At 33.6% G+C, this 19,417-nt stretch carries 22 protein-coding genes; all 22 read left to right on the top strand.

Annotated elements, in window-relative coordinates:
• Positions 1-176 precede the first annotated feature (176 nt).
• Positions 177-3,908: a DNA-directed RNA polymerase subunit beta gene (gene rpoB, locus KM800_RS06935; RefSeq protein ID WP_217812442.1), complete on the top strand. Its 3,732-nt coding sequence runs from the start codon at positions 177-179 to the stop codon at positions 3,906-3,908.
• A gap of 17 nt (positions 3,909-3,925) precedes the next feature.
• The gene (gene rpoC, locus KM800_RS06930) at positions 3,926-7,468 is read left to right on the top strand and encodes a DNA-directed RNA polymerase subunit beta' (protein WP_217812441.1); all 3,543 of its coding nucleotides are present in this window, start codon (positions 3,926-3,928) and stop codon (positions 7,466-7,468) included.
• Between the two features lie 113 nt (positions 7,469-7,581).
• Positions 7,582-7,821: a ribosomal L7Ae/L30e/S12e/Gadd45 family protein gene (locus tag KM800_RS06925; protein ID WP_217812440.1), complete on the top strand. Its 240-nt coding sequence runs from the start codon at positions 7,582-7,584 to the stop codon at positions 7,819-7,821.
• Between the two features lie 91 nt (positions 7,822-7,912).
• The gene (gene rpsL / locus KM800_RS06920) at positions 7,913-8,290 is read left to right on the top strand and encodes a 30S ribosomal protein S12 (protein ID WP_017752386.1); all 378 of its coding nucleotides are present in this window, start codon (positions 7,913-7,915) and stop codon (positions 8,288-8,290) included.
• 160 nt (positions 8,291-8,450) lie between these two features.
• On the top strand, positions 8,451-8,921 hold the full coding sequence (rpsG, locus tag KM800_RS06915; RefSeq protein ID WP_217812439.1) for a 30S ribosomal protein S7: 471 nt from the start codon (positions 8,451-8,453) through the stop codon (positions 8,919-8,921).
• 78 nt (positions 8,922-8,999) lie between these two features.
• On the top strand, positions 9,000-11,069 hold the full coding sequence (fusA, locus tag KM800_RS06910) for an elongation factor G (protein WP_217812438.1): 2,070 nt from the start codon (positions 9,000-9,002) through the stop codon (positions 11,067-11,069).
• Positions 11,070-11,102: 33 nt separating this feature from the next.
• On the top strand, positions 11,103-12,296 hold the full coding sequence (gene tuf / locus KM800_RS06905) for an elongation factor Tu (protein ID WP_217812437.1): 1,194 nt from the start codon (positions 11,103-11,105) through the stop codon (positions 12,294-12,296).
• 401 nt (positions 12,297-12,697) lie between these two features.
• The gene (gene rpsJ, locus KM800_RS06900; RefSeq protein WP_217812436.1) at positions 12,698-13,006 is read left to right on the top strand and encodes a 30S ribosomal protein S10; all 309 of its coding nucleotides are present in this window, start codon (positions 12,698-12,700) and stop codon (positions 13,004-13,006) included.
• Between the two features lie 79 nt (positions 13,007-13,085).
• Entirely contained in the window at positions 13,086-13,715 is a 630-nt protein-coding gene (rplC, locus tag KM800_RS06895) for a 50S ribosomal protein L3 (protein WP_217812435.1), read from the top strand.
• A gap of 24 nt (positions 13,716-13,739) precedes the next feature.
• On the top strand, positions 13,740-14,360 hold the full coding sequence (gene rplD / locus KM800_RS06890; protein WP_217812434.1) for a 50S ribosomal protein L4: 621 nt from the start codon (positions 13,740-13,742) through the stop codon (positions 14,358-14,360).
• Positions 14,360-14,656 (top strand): 50S ribosomal protein L23, encoded by a 297-nt coding sequence (gene rplW, locus KM800_RS06885; RefSeq protein ID WP_017752979.1) that lies wholly within the window; start codon positions 14,360-14,362, stop codon positions 14,654-14,656. Before rplD ends, rplW begins: the two co-directional genes overlap by 1 nt.
• Positions 14,657-14,721: 65 nt before the next feature.
• Positions 14,722-15,555: a 50S ribosomal protein L2 gene (gene rplB / locus KM800_RS06880; protein ID WP_217812433.1), complete on the top strand. Its 834-nt coding sequence runs from the start codon at positions 14,722-14,724 to the stop codon at positions 15,553-15,555.
• Positions 15,556-15,622: 67 nt separating this feature from the next.
• Complete coding sequence (rpsS, locus tag KM800_RS06875) at positions 15,623-15,925, top strand: 30S ribosomal protein S19 (RefSeq protein ID WP_217812432.1); 303 nt, start codon at positions 15,623-15,625, stop codon at positions 15,923-15,925.
• A 23-nt stretch (positions 15,926-15,948) separates the two neighbouring features.
• A complete protein-coding gene (rplV, locus tag KM800_RS06870; RefSeq protein ID WP_217812431.1) occupies positions 15,949-16,284 on the top strand; it encodes a 50S ribosomal protein L22 in 336 nt (111 codons plus the stop codon).
• 17 nt (positions 16,285-16,301) lie between these two features.
• Complete coding sequence (gene rpsC, locus KM800_RS06865) at positions 16,302-16,973, top strand: 30S ribosomal protein S3 (protein WP_217812430.1); 672 nt, start codon at positions 16,302-16,304, stop codon at positions 16,971-16,973.
• A 17-nt stretch (positions 16,974-16,990) separates the two neighbouring features.
• The gene (rplP, locus tag KM800_RS06860) at positions 16,991-17,434 is read left to right on the top strand and encodes a 50S ribosomal protein L16 (RefSeq protein ID WP_217812429.1); all 444 of its coding nucleotides are present in this window, start codon (positions 16,991-16,993) and stop codon (positions 17,432-17,434) included.
• On the top strand, positions 17,424-17,636 hold the full coding sequence (rpmC, locus tag KM800_RS06855) for a 50S ribosomal protein L29 (RefSeq protein ID WP_217812428.1): 213 nt from the start codon (positions 17,424-17,426) through the stop codon (positions 17,634-17,636). The genes rplP and rpmC overlap by 11 nt, the downstream gene beginning before the upstream one ends.
• A gap of 19 nt (positions 17,637-17,655) precedes the next feature.
• Positions 17,656-17,910: a 30S ribosomal protein S17 gene (gene rpsQ / locus KM800_RS06850; RefSeq protein WP_217812427.1), complete on the top strand. Its 255-nt coding sequence runs from the start codon at positions 17,656-17,658 to the stop codon at positions 17,908-17,910.
• A gap of 24 nt (positions 17,911-17,934) precedes the next feature.
• Positions 17,935-18,303 (top strand): 50S ribosomal protein L14, encoded by a 369-nt coding sequence (gene rplN, locus KM800_RS06845; RefSeq protein WP_217812426.1) that lies wholly within the window; start codon positions 17,935-17,937, stop codon positions 18,301-18,303.
• Positions 18,304-18,321: 18 nt separating this feature from the next.
• Entirely contained in the window at positions 18,322-18,639 is a 318-nt protein-coding gene (gene rplX, locus KM800_RS06840; RefSeq protein ID WP_217812425.1) for a 50S ribosomal protein L24, read from the top strand.
• A 21-nt stretch (positions 18,640-18,660) separates the two neighbouring features.
• Positions 18,661-19,206, top strand: a complete 546-nt coding sequence (rplE, locus tag KM800_RS06835) for a 50S ribosomal protein L5 (RefSeq protein ID WP_217812424.1) — start codon at positions 18,661-18,663, stop codon at positions 19,204-19,206.
• A 12-nt stretch (positions 19,207-19,218) separates the two neighbouring features.
• Positions 19,219-19,404 carry a type Z 30S ribosomal protein S14 gene (locus KM800_RS06830; RefSeq protein ID WP_017752990.1) on the top strand — a complete coding sequence of 62 codons (186 nt, stop codon included), beginning with the start codon at positions 19,219-19,221 and terminating at the stop codon, positions 19,402-19,404.
• The last annotated feature ends 13 nt before the right edge of the window (positions 19,405-19,417 follow it).

The raw sequence follows: 19,417 nt of genomic DNA, 5'->3' as shown, positions 1-19,417 counted from the left end.
GATAGCATAGTAAATTGCATTGATTAGTTTAGTAATTAATATAAAAAAGTTATATTTAATAGAATTTTGAATGAATAATAAAAAATAGGTTATACTAATTTGATGGTAATGTAATGAATCCATTAACATTATATATGTTTTTGGTTATTTTTAGTTTATACAAGGGGTGAAAATCAATGGTACATCCTGTCCAGGTTGGTAAAAGAACTAGAATGAGCTTTTCTAGACTTAAAGAAATAGGTAATATGCCTAACTTAATTGAGGTACAATTAGATTCCTATAATTGGTTTTTAAAAGAGGGTCTTCAAGAAGTATTTGATGATATCAATCCTATCCAAGATTATACTGCAAATCTTAACTTAGAATTTGTAGGTTATAAATTAGATATGGATAGTATTAAATATTCTGTTGAAGAATGTAAAGAAAGAGATGCTACTTATGCAGCACCACTGAAAGTTAAAGTTAGACTATTAAATAAAGAAACTGGAGAAGTTAAAGAGCAAGAAGTTTTCATGGGAGATTTTCCTCTTATGACAGAGCAGGGAACTTTTATAATTAATGGAGCGGAAAGAGTTATAGTAAGTCAGCTTGTAAGATCACCAGGAGTATATTATGACATGTCACTTGATAAAACAGGTAAGAAGTTGTTTTCTTCTACTGTTATTCCTAATAGGGGGGCATGGTTAGAGTATGAAACAGATTCCAATGACATAATATATGTAAGAATAGATAAAACTAGAAAACTTCCTATAACTATTTTAGCTAGAGCAATGGGTTATGGTACAGATGCTGAAGTTACGGAGTTTTTTGGAGAAGATGAAAGACTTAAAGCTACTATTGAGAAAGATAATACTAAAACTAAAGAAGAAGCTTTACTTGAAATATATAAGAGGTTGAGACCAGGAGAACCACCTACTGTAGACAGTGCACAGTCGCTTATTGATTCACTGTTTTTTGATGCAAAGAGATATGACCTTTCAAGAGTTGGAAGATATAAATTTAATAAAAAGCTAGCAATATATCTTAGAATTGTTAATCAAATAGCAGCAAGTGATGTAGTAAACCCAGTAACAGGAGAAATATTAGTCCAAAAAGGTGAACGAATAGATAGGAAAAACGCGGTAGAAATACAGCAAAGTGGAATAAATATAGTAGACATTCAACTAGAAGATACAGTTTTAAGAGTTATAGGCAACAATTTTGTTAATATACATAATTTTGTTGACTTTAATATAGATGATTTGCACATAAAAGAGAATGTTTATTATCCTGTTCTAAAAGAAATATTGGATAATTACAGTGATGAAGAGAGTATTAAAGATGAAATAAGAAAACATATGCATGAACTGATTCCAAAACATATATTGAAAGATGACATATTTGCTACTATAAGTTATGAACTTGGTTTATCATATAATGTAGGTCATAAAGATGACATAGATCATCTTGGAAATAGAAGGCTTAGATCTGTAGGAGAATTATTACAGAATCAATTCAGGATAGGTTTGTCTAGAATGGAGAGAGTAGTTAAGGAGAGAATGACTATACAAGATCAGGAAGTTATAACTCCTCAAGCTCTTATAAATATAAGACCAGTAGCAGCATCAATAAAAGAATTCTTTGGAAGTTCACAACTTTCACAATTCATGGATCAGACGAATCCTCTTTCAGAACTTACACATAAGAGAAGATTATCTGCTCTTGGACCTGGAGGACTTTCAAGGGAGAGAGCTGGATTTGAAGTTAGGGATGTTCATAATTCCCATTATGGTAGAATGTGCCCTATAGAGACACCAGAAGGACCAAACATAGGACTTATTAATTCACTTGCAAGTTATGCAAAAGTTAATGAGTATGGATTTATTGAGGCACCTTATAGAAAAGTAGATAAATCCAAGGAAAAAGTTACTGATGAAATTGTGTATATGACTGCAGATGAGGAAGATGAATATCTCATAGGTCAAGCTAATGAACCACTGGATGAGGAAGGTAGGTTTATAGACAGCAAAGTTACTGTTAGAGATAAAGGTGAAGTTATTGTTGTACCTTCTGAAGATGTTGATTTTATAGATATTTCGGCAAGGCAGATAGTATCAGTTGCAACTGCAATGATACCTTTCCTTGAAAATGATGATGCCAGTCGTGCACTCATGGGATCAAATATGCAAAGACAGGCAGTTCCACTTTTGAAACCACAAGCTCCTATTGTAGGTACAGGAATAGAATATAAAGCTGCCGTAGATTCAGGGGTTTTACCAAAGGCTAGAAATGCAGGTACTGTTGTATATGTAAGTGCTAATGAAATTAGAATTAAGAGAGATTCAGATGGTGGAATAGATACTTACATGTTAACTAAATTTAAGAGATCCAACCAAGGTACGTGTATAAATCAAAGACCTATAGTAGAAAAGGGCGAAAAAGTTTTAGAAAGATCTGTTATTGCAGATGGGCCTTCTACGGATTTAGGAGAAATAGCATTAGGTAAAAATATAAGAATGGGATTTACTACTTGGGAAGGATATAATTATGAAGATGCCATGCTTATATCCGAAGAACTTGTAAGAGAAGATGTGTTTACATCAATCCATATTGAGGAATATGAATCAGAAGCTAGAGATACAAAGCTTGGACCTGAAGAGATTACTAGAGATATACCAAATGTAGGAGAAGATGCACTTAAGGACATAGATGAACGAGGAATAATAAGAATAGGTGCAGAAGTAAGATCGGGTGATATATTAGTGGGAAAAGTAACTCCCAAGGGTGAAACTGAACTTACAGCAGAGGAAAGGCTTTTAAGAGCCATATTTGGAGAGAAAGCTAGAGAAGTAAGAGATACTTCGCTTAGAGTCCCTCATGGTGAATATGGAATAATCGTTGATGTAAGGGTATTTACTAGGGAAAATGGAGATGAACTTCCACCAGGTGTAAATAAATTAGTAAGATGTTATATAGCTCAGAAGAGAAAGATATCTGTAGGAGATAAAATGTCAGGAAGACATGGTAACAAGGGTGTTATTTCAAGAGTACTTCCTGAAGAAGATATGCCGTTTTTACCTGATGGCAGACCGCTGCAAATATGTTTAAATCCACTTGGAGTACCTTCTCGTATGAATATAGGTCAGGTACTTGAGGTTCATTTAGGATGGGCTGCTAGTAAATTAGGATGGCATGTGGCAACACCAGTATTTGATGGAGCTAGAGAGGAAGACATTTTAGGATGTCTTGAAAAAGCAGGCTATAAAAGTCATGGAAAAACTGTACTGTATGATGGAAGAACAGGAGAACCATTTGATAATCTTGTAACTGTAGGTTATATGTATATATTAAAACTAGCACATTTAGTTGATGATAAAATACATGCTAGATCAACAGGGCCATATTCACTTGTAACTCAGCAACCTCTTGGAGGTAAAGCACAATTTGGTGGTCAAAGATTCGGAGAGATGGAAGTATGGGCATTATATGCTTATGGAGCAGCACATACTTTACAAGAAGTAATGACTGTTAAATCAGATGATGTTGTAGGAAGAGTAAAAACTTATGAAGCTATTGTAAAAGGTGAAAATATACCTGAACCTGGTATGCCTGAATCTTTTAAAGTTCTTATAAAAGAACTTCAAGCACTTTGCTTAGATGTAAAAGTATTGAATGATAAAAATGAAGAAATAAAACTTAGAGAATCAATGGATGATGATGTGGAAGATTTAGGCGTTAATATAGAGGGAAATGAAGACACATCTGCACAAATTCAAAATAATAAAGAAGAATATTTAACTAAACATTCGGACAGCAATAAGGACAATAATGAAAATAATGGCGAAGAAAATGAAGATTCTGATGGCAATTTAACTTTGGATGATTTACAGGCTGATTTAGACATAGATGATTTCAGCGATGAACATTAGGAAGGAAGGATGTACCCTTGTTTGAGTTAAATAATTTTGATGCATTGCAAATAGGTTTGGCTTCTCCAGAAAAGATAAGAGAATGGTCAAGAGGCGAAGTAAAAAAACCTGAAACAATAAATTATAGAACATTAAAACCTGAAAGAGACGGTTTATTTTGTGAAAGAATATTTGGACCAACAAAAGACTGGGAATGCCATTGTGGAAAGTATAAAAGAATAAGATATAAAGGCATAGTTTGCGATAGATGTGGTGTTGAAGTAACCAAAGCGAAGGTAAGACGTGAAAGAATGGGCCATATTGAACTTGCAGCGGCAGTATCACATATATGGTACTTTAAAGGTATACCATCTAGAATGGGGCTTATATTGGATATGTCTCCAAGAGCTCTTGAAAAGGTACTTTACTTTGCATCATATGTTGTTTTGAATCCAAAAGAGACACCTTTACTAAAGAAACAGCTTTTAAATGAAAAGGAATATAGAGAAGCTATAGATAAGTATGGAGAAGAAGCTTTTTCAGCAGGAATGGGAGCTGAATCAGTAAAAAAATTATTAGAAGAAATAGATTTGGAGCAACTATCAAAAGAATTAAAAGAAGATCTTAAAACTAGTTCAGGACAAAAAAAGGTAAGAATAGTAAGAAGATTAGAGGTAGCTGAATCCTTCAAGAAATCAGGAAATAGGCCTGATTGGATGATAATAGATGTAATACCTGTAATACCACCTGACTTAAGACCTATGGTTCAACTAGATGGAGGAAGATTTGCTACTTCAGATTTAAATGATTTATATAGAAGAGTTATAAATAGAAATAATAGACTTAAGAAACTTCTTGATCTAGGAGCACCTGACATAATAGTTAGAAATGAAAAAAGGATGCTTCAGGAAGCTGTTGATGCCCTTATAGATAATGGAAGACGAGGTAGACCAGTAACTGGACCCGGAAATAGACCGCTAAAATCATTATCTGATATGTTAAAGGGAAAACAGGGTAGATTTAGACAGAATTTATTAGGAAAACGTGTTGACTATTCAGGCCGTTCAGTAATAGTTGTTGGACCAGAACTAAAAATGTACCAGTGCGGACTTCCTAAAGAAATGGCTTTGGAACTTTTCAAACCATTTGTAATGAAAAAGTTAGTGGAAAGTGGATTGGCACATAATATTAAAAGCGCTAAAAGAATGGTAGAAAGAATTCAAACTCAAGTATGGGATGTATTAGAAGAGGTAATAGCAGATCATCCAGTACTATTGAATCGTGCACCTACGCTTCATAGATTAGGCATACAGGCATTTCAACCTGTACTTGTTGGAGGTAAGGCTATAAAACTACATCCATTAGCATGCACGGCGTATAATGCAGATTTTGATGGTGATCAAATGGCAGTCCATGTACCTCTTTCAGTTGAAGCTCAATCTGAAGCTAGATTTTTAATGCTTGCGGCTCACAATATATTAAAGCCATCAGATGGTAAACCAGTAGTTGTTCCTACACAGGATATGGTACTTGGATCTTATTATCTAACTATAGAAGAAGATGGAGTCAAAGGAGAAGGAAGGATGTTTTCTGATCCTGATGAAGTTATAATGGCATATCAGCTTAAACAAATAGGGATACATGCCAAGATAAAAGTTAGAATTACTAAAATTAAAGATGGCAAGACTATTAGTGGCATAATTGAAACAACTCCAGGAAAGCTTATATTCAACGAATCTATACCTCAAGATCTAGGCTTTATAGATAGAAGCATACTTGGAAATGAATTTAAATTGGAAATTGAATTTCTGGTTGCCAAGAAAAATTTAGGTAAAATAATAAATAAGTGTTATATCAAGCATGGAGCTACTAAAACTTCAATAATGCTTGACAAAATAAAAGCAAGAGGATATCATTATTCAACTTTAAGTGGAATAACAGTTTCTACATCCGACATGGTTGTGCCAAAAGCTAAAAAGACACTTCTTGCTGAATCAGATGCAGCTGTAGACAAAATTGAAAAAATGTATAGAAGAGGATTTATATCAGAGGATGAAAGATATCAAAGAGTTATAGAAAAGTGGACTCAAACTACTGAAAATATAGCAGATGAGCTTATGAACAATTTGGATAAATTCAATCCAATATTTATGATGGCTGATTCTGGAGCCAGAGGTTCTAAAAGTCAGATTAAACAACTTGCTGGTATGAGAGGATTAATGGCAAATCCATCTGGAAAAATTATAGAACTTCCAATAAGAGCATCTTTTAGAGAAGGATTGGATGTACTTGAGTATTTTATATCAACTCATGGAGCAAGAAAAGGTAATGCTGATACAGCACTTAAAACTGCGGACTCTGGATATCTTACAAGAAGACTTGTAGATGTAAGCCAAGAGGTTATAGTAAGAGAAGAAGATTGTGGAACAGACGAAGGTTATGAAGTTTCTGAAATAAAAGAGGGAAATGAAGTTATAGAAAGTTTATCTGAGAGGTTAACAGGAAGATATTCATCTGAAGATATTAAAGATCCTAATACAGGAGAAATTATATTAGCTAAAGATAGTTATATGGATGAAAAAATAGCAAATCACATAGAAGACTTAGGTGTTAAAAAAGTAAAAATAAGATCAGTTTTTACTTGCAAATCAAAACATGGAGTATGTGCTAAATGCTATGGAATGAATATGGCAACTGCTAAGAAAATAGATATTGGAGAAGCTGTTGGTATAATAGCTGCTCAAAGTATAGGTGAGCCTGGTACTCAACTTACAATGAGAACTTTCCATACAGGTGGAGTTGCTGGATCAGATATAACTCAAGGACTTCCAAGAGTTGAGGAGTTATTTGAGGCAAGAAAGCCAAAAGGCCTTGCTATAATAAGTGAAATATCCGGTACTGTTAAAATGGAAAAAACTAAAAAGAAGAGAAGTTTATCTATAATTTCAGATAGTGGAGAAGATGTTAGCTATGATATACCATTTGGTTCAAGAATTAAAGTATCAGATGGTGATTCAATAAGTGCTGGTGATGAGATAACAGAGGGTTCTGTAAATCCTCATGATATATTGAGAATAAAGGGTGTTCAAGGAGTTAAAAATTATCTCCTTTCTGAGGTGCAAAAAGTTTATAGATTACAAGGTGTTGATATAAATGATAAGCACTTGGAAGTTGTTATAAGACAAATGACTAGGAAGATTAAGATAGAGGACTCTGGAGATGCTGAATTATTGCCAGGAACTATGATAGATATATTTGATTTTGAAGAACAAAATCGAATGGCTGTGGACAATGGAGGAAAGCCAGCTCAAGGGAGAGTAGCTCTTTTGGGTATAACAAAGGCAGCGCTTGCTACTGATTCATTCTTATCTGCTGCTTCATTCCAAGAGACAACAAGAGTATTGACAGATGCTGCCATAAAGGGAAAAGTTGATCCATTACTTGGTTTGAAGGAAAATGTAATTGTTGGTAAGCTTATACCAGCAGGAACAGGTATGATGCGTTATAGATCTATAAAAATAAAGCCTGAAAATGAGTCTGTTGAGAAGCAGGAAACTAAAGCAGAAGAGACTATACAATAAACATAATTTATTGACATGATAATGCTAAGATGATACAATACAACTATGTGTTTTTGAAGAGGCAAAGTCTAAAATCTTTGTCTCTACAACACTGTAAGGGAGGATATAGGTTTATGATTTACAGACTTAGAGGAAAGAAAGTTATCGGCATAAAACAAACCATTAAAGCAATTAAAAACGACAGTGCAAAAATTGTGTACATTGCTAAAGATTCCGATCCTTCTCTGGTACATTCTGTAGAAGTATTGATTAAAGATAATTCCTTAGAAGTTGTATATATAGACACTATGAAAGAACTAGGTAAGTTATGTGGAATAGATGTAGGAGCAGCTACAGCAGCTTTACTTAAGTGAGTTTTAAATTAGCTTTTAAGATATTTAACATAAAGAGTAACTAAACAATAGCTAATAATTAGCTATAGAAAAAGAAGGAGGTGTAATAAAAATGCCAACAATTAGTCAGTTAGTAAGAAAAGGAAGAAAAACATCAAGTGTAAAATCACAATCACCAGCATTAAAGGAAAGCCCACAGAAAAGAGGAGTTTGTACAGTAGTTAAAACAACTACACCTAAAAAACCAAACTCTGCACTTAGAAAAATTGCTAGGGTTAGATTAGTAAATGGATATGAAGTAACTTCTTACATACCAGGTATAGGACATAATCTTCAAGAACATAGTGTTGTTCTTATAAGAGGTGGAAGAGTAAAAGATCTTCCAGGTGTAAGATATCATATAGTAAGAGGAGCTTTAGATTCAGCTGGAGTTGCTGATAGATTACAATCAAGATCAAAATATGGTGCCAAGAAACCAAAGCAAAAATAGTTTTGGAAATTAAAGTGAATTTAGTGCGATGTATTCAGCATTTATATAGATTATAAAAATTAGGTAAATTATTTTATAAGAGTACAAAGCGCTTTGCGGTTATTTTTATATAGCCGAGTACCTATGAACTTAAATTTAAATTGTTAAGGAGGGAAGAAAAGTGGCAAGAAAAGGACATATATCAAAAAGAGATGTACTTCCAGATCCAGTATACAATAGTAAAGTTGTTACAAAGTTAATAAACAACATAATGGAAGATGGAAAAAAAGGTGTAGCTCAGAAAATATGTTATGATGCTTTCAAAATAATTCAAGAAAAGACAAACAAGGATTCAATGGAAGTTTTTGAAGAAGCAATGAATAACATAATGCCATTATTGGAAGTAAAAGCTAGAAGAATTGGTGGAGCAACTTATCAAGTGCCAATAGAAGTTAGACCTGAAAGACGACAGACTTTAGGAATTAGATGGTTACTTATTGCATCAGTAAAAAGAAATGAAAAATATATGAGAGAAAGACTTGCTTCAGAATTAATGGATGCAGCTAATAATACAGGTGCAGCTGTTAAGAAGAGAGAAGAAACTCATAAAATGGCTGAGGCTAATAAAGCTTTTGCACATTATAGATACTAGTATTCAAAACTGTTTTGGTAGCTTTGCTAAAACAGTTTTGTCAAATTGAATTTTAGATTTGTAAGGAGGGAATGTATTTTGGGAAGACAATATCCGCTAGATAAATTTCGTAATATAGGAATAATGGCACATATAGATGCTGGTAAAACAACTACTACAGAACGTATACTTTTCTACACAGGAAAAACACATAAAATCGGAGAAGTACACGAGGGTGAAGCAACAATGGATTGGATGGCACAAGAGCAGGAAAGAGGAATAACAATAACTTCAGCTGCAACTTTTTGCCAATGGAAAGGTTATGCAATAAATATAATAGATACGCCAGGACACGTGGATTTTACCGTAGAGGTTGAGAGATCATTAAGAGTTTTAGATGGTACAGTTACTGTATTAGATGCTAAAAGTGGTGTTGAACCACAAACAGAAACCGTGTGGAGGCAAGCAGACAACTATGAAGTACCAAGAATGGTTTATGTAAATAAAATGGATTCCGTTGGAGCAGATTTTTATATGTGCATAAATACTTTGAGAGAAAGACTTCATTGTAATGCTGTACCTATTCAACTTCCGATAGGTTCAGAAGGGGAATTTAAAGGCATAGTAGATCTTATTAAAAATGAAGCTATAATATATGAAGATGATTTAGGAACTGTTATGGACGAAGTTGAAATACCTGATGAATTAAAAGACAAAGCTAGCGAATACAGGACAGCTTTGATAGAAGCAATAGCAGAATTAGATGAAGATATTATGGAAAAATATTTAGATGGTGGAGAGTTGACTCAAGAAGAAATAGTTGCTACTCTTAGAAAAGGTGTTATTGCAAATGAAATAGTACCAGTTTTGTGCGGATCATCTTACAAAAATAAGGGCGTACAACCAATGATAGATGCAGTAGTTGATTTTATGCCATCACCTCTTGATATACCACCAGTAAAGGGAACCAACCCTGAAACAGGTGAAGAAATTTTAAGAAAAGCTGATGATAAAGAACCATTGTCTGCATTGGCATTTAAAATTGCAACAGATCCATTTGTAGGAAAACTTGCATTTACAAGAGTTTATTCAGGAATAATGAAGAGTGGTACTTATGTATATAACTCTACAAAGGGTAAAAAAGAAAGAATAGCAAGACTTGTAAAAATGCATTCAAATCACAGACAGGAAGTTGAAGAACTTTGTGCAGGAGATTTAGGTGCTATTGTAGGACTGAAGGAAACTGGTACTGGTAATACAATTTGCGATGCAGATAATCCAATAGTACTTGAAAGTATGGAATTCCCTGATCCAGTTATAGATGTAGCTATAGAACCTAAGACAAAAGCTGCTCAAGAGAAAATGGGAATAGCTCTTGCAAAATTGGCGGAGGAAGATCCTACTTTTAAGACTTATACTAATCATGAGACGGGTCAGACTATCATATCAGGTATGGGTGAACTTCATTTAGAGATAATTGTAGATAGACTTCAAAGAGAATTTAAAGTAGAATGCAACGTTGGTAAACCACAAGTTGCATATAAGGAAACTATCAGAAAGACTGTTAAAGCAGAAGGTAAGTTCATTAGACAATCTGGTGGACATGGACAATATGGTCACTGTTTAATAGAAATGTCACCTTCAGAAGAGGGATATGTATTTGAGAATGCCATAGTAGGTGGATCAATTCCTAAAGAATATATTGGACCAATAGATGCTGGAATACAAGAAGCTTCAGAAAGTGGAGTAGTTGCAGGATATCCTGTTATAAACTTTAAAGTTAAGGTGTATGATGGATCATACCATGATGTAGATTCATCTGAAATGGCATTTAAAGTTGCAGGATCCATGGCGTTCAAGAATGCCATGAATAAAGCAGATCCAGTTTTACTTGAGCCAACTATGAAAGTTGAAGTTACAGTACCAGAAGAATATATGGGAGATGTAATTGGAGATATAAATTCAAGAAGAGGAAGAATTGAAGGAATGAATCAAAGATCTGGAGCTCAGATTATAAGATCATTTGTTCCGCTTTCTGAGATGTTTGGATATGCGACTGTGCTTAGATCAAGAACACAGGGTAGAGGAGTTTATACTATGACATTTGATCATTACGAGGATGTTCCAAAAAGTATTCAAGAAAAAATTACAGGCGAAAGAAACGCTTAATTATATAATGTGAATTTAAGGAGGAAGAAAGAAATGTCAAAAGAGAAATTTGAGAGAACAAAACCACATGTAAATATAGGAACAATAGGACACGTAGATCACGGTAAGACAACATTAACGGCAGCAATAACAATGGTGTTAGCAAAAGAGGGAAAAGCATCAGCAACAAGATATGATGAAATAGATAAAGCACCAGAGGAGAAAGAAAGAGGAATAACAATAAATACAGCTCACGTAGAGTATGAGACAGACAAGAGACATTATGCTCATGTAGATTGTCCAGGACATGCAGATTATGTAAAGAACATGATAACAGGAGCAGCACAGATGGATGGAGCAATACTAGTAGTAAGTGCAGCCGATGGTCCAATGCCACAGACAAGAGAACATATATTGCTAGCAAGCAGAGTAGGAGTACAGTATATAGTAGTATTCTTAAACAAGTCAGATCAGGTAGATGATCCAGAATTAATTGAATTAGTAGAAATGGAAGTAAGAGAGTTGTTGAATGAGTATGGATTTCCAGGAGATGACATTCCAATAATAGTAGGAAGTGCATTAAAAGCAGTAGAAAATCCAGATGATCCAGAAGCAACAAAATGCATACACGAATTAATGGATGCAGTAGATGAATATATACCAACACCAGAAAGACCAGTAGATAAACCATTTTTGATGCCAGTAGAAGATATATTCACAATAACAGGAAGAGGAACAGTTGCAACAGGAAGAGTAGAAACAGGAGTACTGAAAGTAGGAGACGAATTAGAAATAGTAGGATTGAGCGAAGAGAATAAGAAGACAGTATGTACAGGAGTAGAAATGTTCAGAAAGCTTCTTGATCAGGCAATGGCAGGAGATAATATTGGAGCATTGTTAAGAGGAATACAGAGAGAAGAAATAGAAAGAGGCCAGGTACTAGCACAACCAGGAACAGTACATCCACATAAGAAGTTTGTAGGTCAGGTATATGTGCTTAAGAAAGAAGAAGGCGGAAGACATACACCATTTTTCAATGGATACAGACCACAGTTTTATTTCAGAACAACAGATGTAACAGGATCAATAGCACTGCCAGAAGGAACAGAAATGGTAATGCCAGGAGATCATATAGATATGAACGTAGAATTAATAACACCAGTAGCAATGCATGAAGGATTAAGATTTGCAATAAGAGAAGGCGGAAGAACTGTTGGCTCAGGAGTAGTTACTTCTATTGTTAAATAATTTGTTTGAAAAAATTAAAAAGCATATCACTTTTATTAATAGGATAGGACTTTTTTAAATAAGTTATAAAGATAAAAGAAAGGACGCTTTTGATTATCTTTATAACTTATTTTTATAAAATTATATTACATATTTATATAAAAAGTAATTTTATTTTTTACTTGTAAATTAAAAAAATATATAGTATAATTAAGAAGTTGTATTATTATAACAGTGATGATGCAAGAGGTTGCCGGGCTTCCGGGTAATTCTTGACTGAACTAATCTAGGTCTTTGAACCAGGTGACAGTGGTTCTATGAAGCATTCCTTGGTTGCATAATGAAACGCCAGGAACAGTTTATAGAATATATCTACTGTTGTACGTAAGAAGCAAAGCGTGCATGAAAAGGAGGGAAAGTAAATGGCAAAACAAAAAATAAGAATAAGATTAAAAGCTTTTGATCATAACATATTAGATCAATCTTCAGAAAGAATTGTGGAAACAGCTAAATCTACTGGAGCTAAAGTAGCAGGTCCAGTACCATTGCCAACAGAGAAGGACATTGTTACAGTACTTAGAGCTCCACATAAATATAAAGATTCAAGAGAACAATTTGAAATAAGAACACATAAAAGACTTATCGATATTATAAGTCCATCACCTAAAACTGTAGATGCTCTAATGAGATTGGATCTACCAGCTGGTGTTGATATTGAAATTAAATTATAATTGTAATAGAGAGTAAAACTATTACGAACTATTATGATTGCATTATGTGATCCGCTAATATGTTGAGGAGGTGTATCGAATGAAGAAGGCAATACTAGGTAGAAAACTTGGTATGACTCAGATATTTGATGAAAATAAAAAGGTGGTACCTGTTACTGTTATTGAAGCAGGTCCATGTGTGATAATACAGAAAAAAACCATGGAAAAAAATGGATATGAGGCAATACAAATAGGCTTTGACGATATAAGAGAAAAACTTGTAAATAAGCCACTTAAAGGACATTTTCAGAAGTCAAATGTAGCTTTAAAGAGATTTGTAAAGGAATTTAAACTTGAAGACATCGCTTCCTATAAAGTTGGTCAAGAAATAAAAGCTGATGTTTTTGAAAAAGGTGATAAAGTAGATATATCGGGAGTGTCAAAAGGTAAGGGATTCCAAGGAACAATAAAAAGATGGAATGCTCAAAGAGGACCTATGTCTCATGGTTCTAAGTTTCATAGAGCAGTTGGTTCAATGGGTGCTGCATCAGACCCATCAAGAACATTTAAAAATATGAAAATGCCAGGACATATGGGTAATGTAAATTCAACAGTGATAAATTTACAAATTGCTAAGGTGATTCCTGAAAAAAACCTTATTTTAATAAAAGGTGGAGTACCAGGACCTAACAAAGGATTTGTAGCTATAAAAAGCACTATAAAAGCTTAGTCTTAATAGAAAGGAGGATACAGAATGCCTACAGTAGGATTATTTAATAAAGAAGGAAAGAAAGTTGGAGATTTAGAATTATCTGACAAAGTATTTGGAGTTGAAATCAACGAATATGCACTTCATCAAGTAGTTGTTGCATTACTTTCAAACAAGCGACAAGGAACTCAATCAGCAAAAACAAGATCTGAAGTTTCTGGAGGCGGAATTAAGCCTTGGAGACAAAAAGGAACAGGCAGAGCAAGACAGGGTTCCATAAGAGCTCCACAGTGGATTCATGGTGGTATAGTTTTTGCAGTTAAGCCTAGAAGTTATAGGATATCAGTTCCTAAGTCCTTGAAAAGAGTAGCTATGAAATCTGCTCTTACTAGTAAAGTTAAGGAAGAACAGATAGTAGTTTTAGATGATTTAAAAATTGATGCTCCAAAAACAAAAGATATGGTGAACGTATTAAATGCTTTTGAAGCAAAGAAAACATTAATAATTACAGCAGAGTCTGATCAAAATGTATATAGATCAGCAAGAAATATAAGTGGAGTTAGAACATTACCAGTAAATAATATAAATGTATATGATTTATTGAAATTTGACAAACTTATAATAACAAAGGATGCTGTATCAAAAATTGAGGAGGTGTATGCATAATGAAGTACACTGATTATGATATCATAAGAAGACCAATTGTAACTGAAAAAACAATGGCTTGCATGACTGATAAAAAATACACCTTTATAGTTGATATACGTGCTACAAAACCAATGATAAAAAAGGCTGTGGAAGATATATTCGATGTAACTGTAGAAGATATAAAAACAGCAAAATATATAGGAAAAACTAAAAGAGTTGGTGTGCATGTAGGAAAAAGACCGGATTATAAAAAAGCTATAGTTAAACTTTCAGAAGACAGCAAAACTATAGAATTTTTTGATGGCATGCAATAATATATAAAGCAGGTATTGGTTTTATTAGATAACCAGATAAGCGCAAAGAAGGAGGGAATACCGTAATGCCAGTTAAAGGATTTAAACCAACCACACCTTCAAGAAGAAATATGACTGTAAGTACATTTGAAGAATTAACTACAAGTGTACCAGAAAAGTCACTTCTTAAAGATTTGAAGAAAAGTGGTGGAAGAAACTCAAACGGTAGAATAACAGTTCGCCATATTGGTGGAGGAGCAAAAAGAAAATATAGAATAATTGATTTCAAAAGAGACAAGGATGAAATACCAGCAAAAGTTGCAACTATAGAATATGATCCAAATAGATCAGCATATATTGCACTTGTAAATTATGTAGATGGAGAAAAAAGATACATAATAGCTCCAGTGGGATTAAAAGTTGGAGACATTATAGTCTCAGGACCAAATTCAGATATTAAGGTTGGAAATTGTCTTCCACTTTTAAATATACCTGTTGGTACAATGATTCATAACATAGAACTTCAAAAGGGAAGAGGAGCTCAACTTGTAAGGTCAGCTGGAGCATCAGCTCAACTTATGGCTAAAGAAGGAAACTATGCAACCCTTAGATTACCAAGTAGTGAAATGAGATATGTTAGAATTGAATGTAGAGCGACAATAGGAACAGTTTCAAATTTAACACATGAAATAGTTAATTTAGGAAAAGCAGGAAGAAAAAGACATTTAGGAGTAAGACCAACAGTAAGAGGATCAGTAATGAATCCTAATGACCATCCACATGGTGGTGGTGAAGGTAAATCACCAGTAGGCCATCCAGGACCACTTACTCCTTGGGGTAAACCGGCTTTAGGATATAAGACTAGAAAAAATAAAAAGTATTCAGATAAGCTTATAGTTAAAAATAGAAATAGTAAATAGTTTGAAGAGAATATATATTCTCTTCCTTAAACTATTTTTATGTAATTATATGAAGGGAGGCTAAAAATTGAGTAGATCAGTTAAAAAAGGACCTTATGTTCAAGAAGTATTATTAAAGAGAATAAATGAGATGAATAAAAAAGGTGAAAAAAAAGTTATAAAGACATGGTCAAGAAGTTCAACTATATTTCCACAGATGATAGGTCATACTATAGCAATTCATGATGGAAGAAAACATGTTCCAGTATATATATCTGAAGATATGGTAGGTCATAAACTTGGAGAATTTGCATTAACTAGAACTTATAGAGGGCACGTTATAAAAACTGAAAAGACAACTACTGTTGCAAGTCCGGTTAAAGCAAACTAGTAGTTTGAAAGGAGGTAGAAAAGATGAAAGCTAAGGCTATAGTTAAATATGTAAGAATGTCTTCGACAAAAGTTGAGATAGTTCTTAATTTAATAAGAGGTAAAGCTGTAAATGAAGCATTTGCTATTTTAAAATACACTCCAAAAGATGCAGCTGTAGTAGTTAGCAAATTGCTTAAATCAGCAGTAGCTAATGCCGAAAATAATTTGGATTTAGATGCTAATAATTTATATATTTCGGAGACATATTCATGTCAAGGTCCAACATTAAAAAGATTTCAACCACATGCTCAAGGAAGAGCCTTTGGCATAAAAAAGAGAAGCAGCCATATAACTTTGGTAGTTAAAGAAAAAGAATAGTAAAAGGAGGGAAATATATGGGACAGAAGATACATCCACACGGCTTTAGAGTCGGTGTAATTAAAGAATGGGATGCTAAATGGTATGCTGGCAAGAAAAATTTTGCAGATAATTTAGTTGAAGATAATGTTATAAGAACTTTTGTAAAAGAAAGAACTAAAATAGCAGGAGTTTCAAAAATTCAGATAGAAAGAGCTGCTAAGAGAATTAAATTGAATATATTCACAGCTAAGCCTGGAATGGTAATAGGAAAAGGCGGCCAAGGAATAGAAGCACTCAAAGCTGAGTTACAGAAGATAATTAAAGGAAAAACTATATTGATTAACATAGTTGAAGTAAAGTCAGCAGAAGCAGATGCACAATTAATGGCTGAAAATATAGCAGTTCAACTTGAAAAGAGAATTTCATTTAGAAGAGCTATGAAACAAACAATACAAAGAGCAATGAGATCTGGAATTAAGGGAGTTAAAACTACTTGCTCGGGAAGACTTGGCGGTGCAGAAATAGCAAGAGCTGAATCTTATCATGAAGGAACGATACCTCTTCAGACTTTAAGAGCTGATATAGATTATGGATTTGCAGAAGCAAATACTACTTATGGAAAAATCGGAGTAAAAGTTTGGACTTATAGAGGAGAAGTACTTCCAACTAAGAAAAATGCTGAGAGTAAAAAAGAAGTTAATGCATAGGGAAGGAGGAATACGATATGTTAATGCCTAAAAGAGTTAAACATCGTAAAGTACAACGTGGTAGAATGAAAGGTAGAGCTACAAGAGGTAATTTCATAGCATATGGAGATTATGCTATACAGGCTATTGAGTGTGGCTGGATTACAAGTAATCAAATAGAAGCAGCAAGAATAGCTATAAATAGGTATATCAAAAGGGGTGGAAAACTCTGGATAAAAATTTTCCCTGATAAACCAATTACTGAAAAACCAGCAGAAACTCGTATGGGTTCTGGTAAAGGTTCACCAGAATATTGGGTAGCAGTTGTTAAACCAGATAGAGTATTATTTGAGTTGTCAGGTGTCAGTGAAGAAATAGCTAGAGAAGCTATGAGACTTGCAGCCTATAAATTACCTATAAAAACTAAATTTGTAACTAGAAAAGATTTTGAAGAAGTGGGTGGTGAAAGGAATGAAGGCTAAAGAATTGCAAGAATTGAGACAGAATAGCCCTCAAGATTTACAGGCTAAATTAGTTGATTTCAAATCTGAATTATTTAATTTGAGATTCCAATTGGCTGTAGGTCAGCTAGAAAACCCAATGAGGATAAAAGAAGTAAAAAGATCTATAGCACAAGTCAAGACTATCCTTAGAGAAAATGAACTAAGGGCATTAGAACAGTAGATTGAAGGGAGGTTGTCATGTGGAAAGAGGAAATAGAAAGACAACAATAGGTAAAGTTGTTTCTGATAAAATGGATAAGACAATAGTAGTATCTGTAGAAACAAAAGTTCGACATCCACTATATGGAAAAATAATTAACAGAACTACTAGATTCAAAGCTCATGATGAAAGTAATGAAGCAAATGTTAATGATAGAGTATTGATAATGGAAACTAGGCCTTTATCTAAGGATAAGAGATGGAGACTTGTTAAAATAGTTGAAAAAGCTAAATAGGTAAGTTGAAAGGAGGGTATTTCAATGATTCAGCAACAGACATTGTTGAAAGTTGCAGATAATTCTGGCGCTAAAGAAATTATGTGTATTAGAGTATTAGGTGGTTCCAAAAGAAAGTGGGGAAACATCGGAGATATAATAGTTGCGAGCGTTAAAAGTGCAACACCAGGCGGAGTTGTTAAAAAAGGAGAAGTTGTAAGAGCAGTTATAGTAAGATCTGTAAGAGGTTTAAGAAGAACAGATGGATCATACATAAAATTTGATGAAAATGCTGCAGTTTTAATAAAAGATGATAAGCAACCAAGAGGAACTCGTATCTTCGGACCAGTTGCAAGAGAGCTAAGAGATAAGGATTTTACAAAAATATTATCATTAGCACCTGAAGTTCTATAAGATAAGGAGGTGTCTATAGTGGCAAAAGTGCATGTAAGAAAAAAAGATACAGTTATGGTGATATCAGGAAAAGACAAAGGAAAAGTTGGAGAAGTATTACAGGTAAATCCAAAGGCTGGTAAAATTATTGTAAAAGATGTAAATATAGTTACAAAACATCAAAAACAAAATAAAGCCAATGTAGAAAGTGGCATAATCCATAAGGAAGCGCCAATATATAGTTCTAAAGTGATGCTTTATTGCAATAAATGTAAAAGTGTTACAAGAATAAGCCATAAAATATTGGATGATGGAACAAAAGTAAGAGTATGTAAAAAGTGCGGAGAAACATTCTAATCTTTGGAAGGAGGGCAAAACATGAGCTCAAGATTAAAAGAAAAATATAATAAAGAAATAGTTCCTGCTTTAATAGAAAAGTTTAAATATAAAAATGTAATGCAGACACCAAAGTTAGAAAAGATAGTTATAAACATGGGTGTTGGAGAAGCTAAAGATAATCCAAAAGTTTTAGAATCAGCAGTAAGTGATTTAACTATAATTACAGGTCAAAAGCCAGTTTTAACTAGAGCTAAGAAGTCAGTAGCTAATTTTAAAATAAGAGAAAATATGCCAATAGGCTGTAAAGTTACTTTAAGAAAGCAATATATGTATGAATTTGCAGATAAACTAATTAATGTTGCACTTCCAAGAGTTAGAGATTTTTCAGGAGTTTCTGATAAATCTTTTGATGGAAGAGGAAATTATTCATTAGGAATTAAAGAACAGTTAATATTTCCTGAAATAGAATATGATAAAATAGATAAAGTAAGAGGAATGGATATAATCTTTGTTACAACTGCTAATACTGATGAAGAAGCAAGAGAATTACTTAGATTCCTTGGTATGCCATTTGCTCAAAATTAGGGAGGGAAGAATTTGGCACGTAAAGCTTTGATAGAAAAGTGCAAGAAAACACCAAAATATCCAACTAGAGCTTATACTAGATGCAGAATATGCGGAAGACCACATTCTGTATTAAAAAAGTATGGAATATGTCGTATTTGTTTTAGAGAACTTGCATATAAAGGTGAAATACCTGGATGCAGAAAAGCAAGTTGGTAATTGTTAATATAGA

This window comes from Clostridium tyrobutyricum, assembly GCF_019144085.1.
GTDB classification, from domain to species: Bacteria; Bacillota; Clostridia; order Clostridiales; family Clostridiaceae; genus Clostridium_B; species Clostridium_B tyrobutyricum_A.
The sequence above is the reverse complement of the archived record's forward strand: the minus strand, read 5'-3'. Positions and strand labels throughout refer to the sequence as shown.

What these genes read in the sequence shown, in the direction of transcription:
- rpsL (WP_017752386.1), top strand. Translation starts at nt 7,913, where the DNA reads ATGCCAACAATTAGTCAGTTAGTAAGAAAAGGAAGAAAAACATCAAGT.
- KM800_RS06925 (WP_217812440.1), top strand. Translation starts at nt 7,582, where the DNA reads ATGATTTACAGACTTAGAGGAAAGAAAGTTATCGGCATAAAACAAACC.
- rplE (WP_217812424.1), top strand. Translation starts at nt 18,661, where the DNA reads ATGAGCTCAAGATTAAAAGAAAAATATAATAAAGAAATAGTTCCTGCT.
- rplB (WP_217812433.1), top strand. Translation starts at nt 14,722, where the DNA reads ATGCCAGTTAAAGGATTTAAACCAACCACACCTTCAAGAAGAAATATG.
- rpsJ (WP_217812436.1), top strand. Translation starts at nt 12,698, where the DNA reads ATGGCAAAACAAAAAATAAGAATAAGATTAAAAGCTTTTGATCATAAC.
- rplV (WP_217812431.1), top strand. Translation starts at nt 15,949, where the DNA reads ATGAAAGCTAAGGCTATAGTTAAATATGTAAGAATGTCTTCGACAAAA.
- rplP (WP_217812429.1), top strand. Translation starts at nt 16,991, where the DNA reads ATGTTAATGCCTAAAAGAGTTAAACATCGTAAAGTACAACGTGGTAGA.
- rpmC (WP_217812428.1), top strand. Translation starts at nt 17,424, where the DNA reads ATGAAGGCTAAAGAATTGCAAGAATTGAGACAGAATAGCCCTCAAGAT.
- rplD (WP_217812434.1), top strand. Translation starts at nt 13,740, where the DNA reads ATGCCTACAGTAGGATTATTTAATAAAGAAGGAAAGAAAGTTGGAGAT.
- rplW (WP_017752979.1), top strand. Translation starts at nt 14,360, where the DNA reads ATGAAGTACACTGATTATGATATCATAAGAAGACCAATTGTAACTGAA.
- rpoB (WP_217812442.1), top strand. Translation starts at nt 177, where the DNA reads ATGGTACATCCTGTCCAGGTTGGTAAAAGAACTAGAATGAGCTTTTCT.
- rplN (WP_217812426.1), top strand. Translation starts at nt 17,935, where the DNA reads ATGATTCAGCAACAGACATTGTTGAAAGTTGCAGATAATTCTGGCGCT.
- tuf (WP_217812437.1), top strand. Translation starts at nt 11,103, where the DNA reads ATGTCAAAAGAGAAATTTGAGAGAACAAAACCACATGTAAATATAGGA.
- rplC (WP_217812435.1), top strand. Translation starts at nt 13,086, where the DNA reads ATGAAGAAGGCAATACTAGGTAGAAAACTTGGTATGACTCAGATATTT.
- rpsC (WP_217812430.1), top strand. Translation starts at nt 16,302, where the DNA reads ATGGGACAGAAGATACATCCACACGGCTTTAGAGTCGGTGTAATTAAA.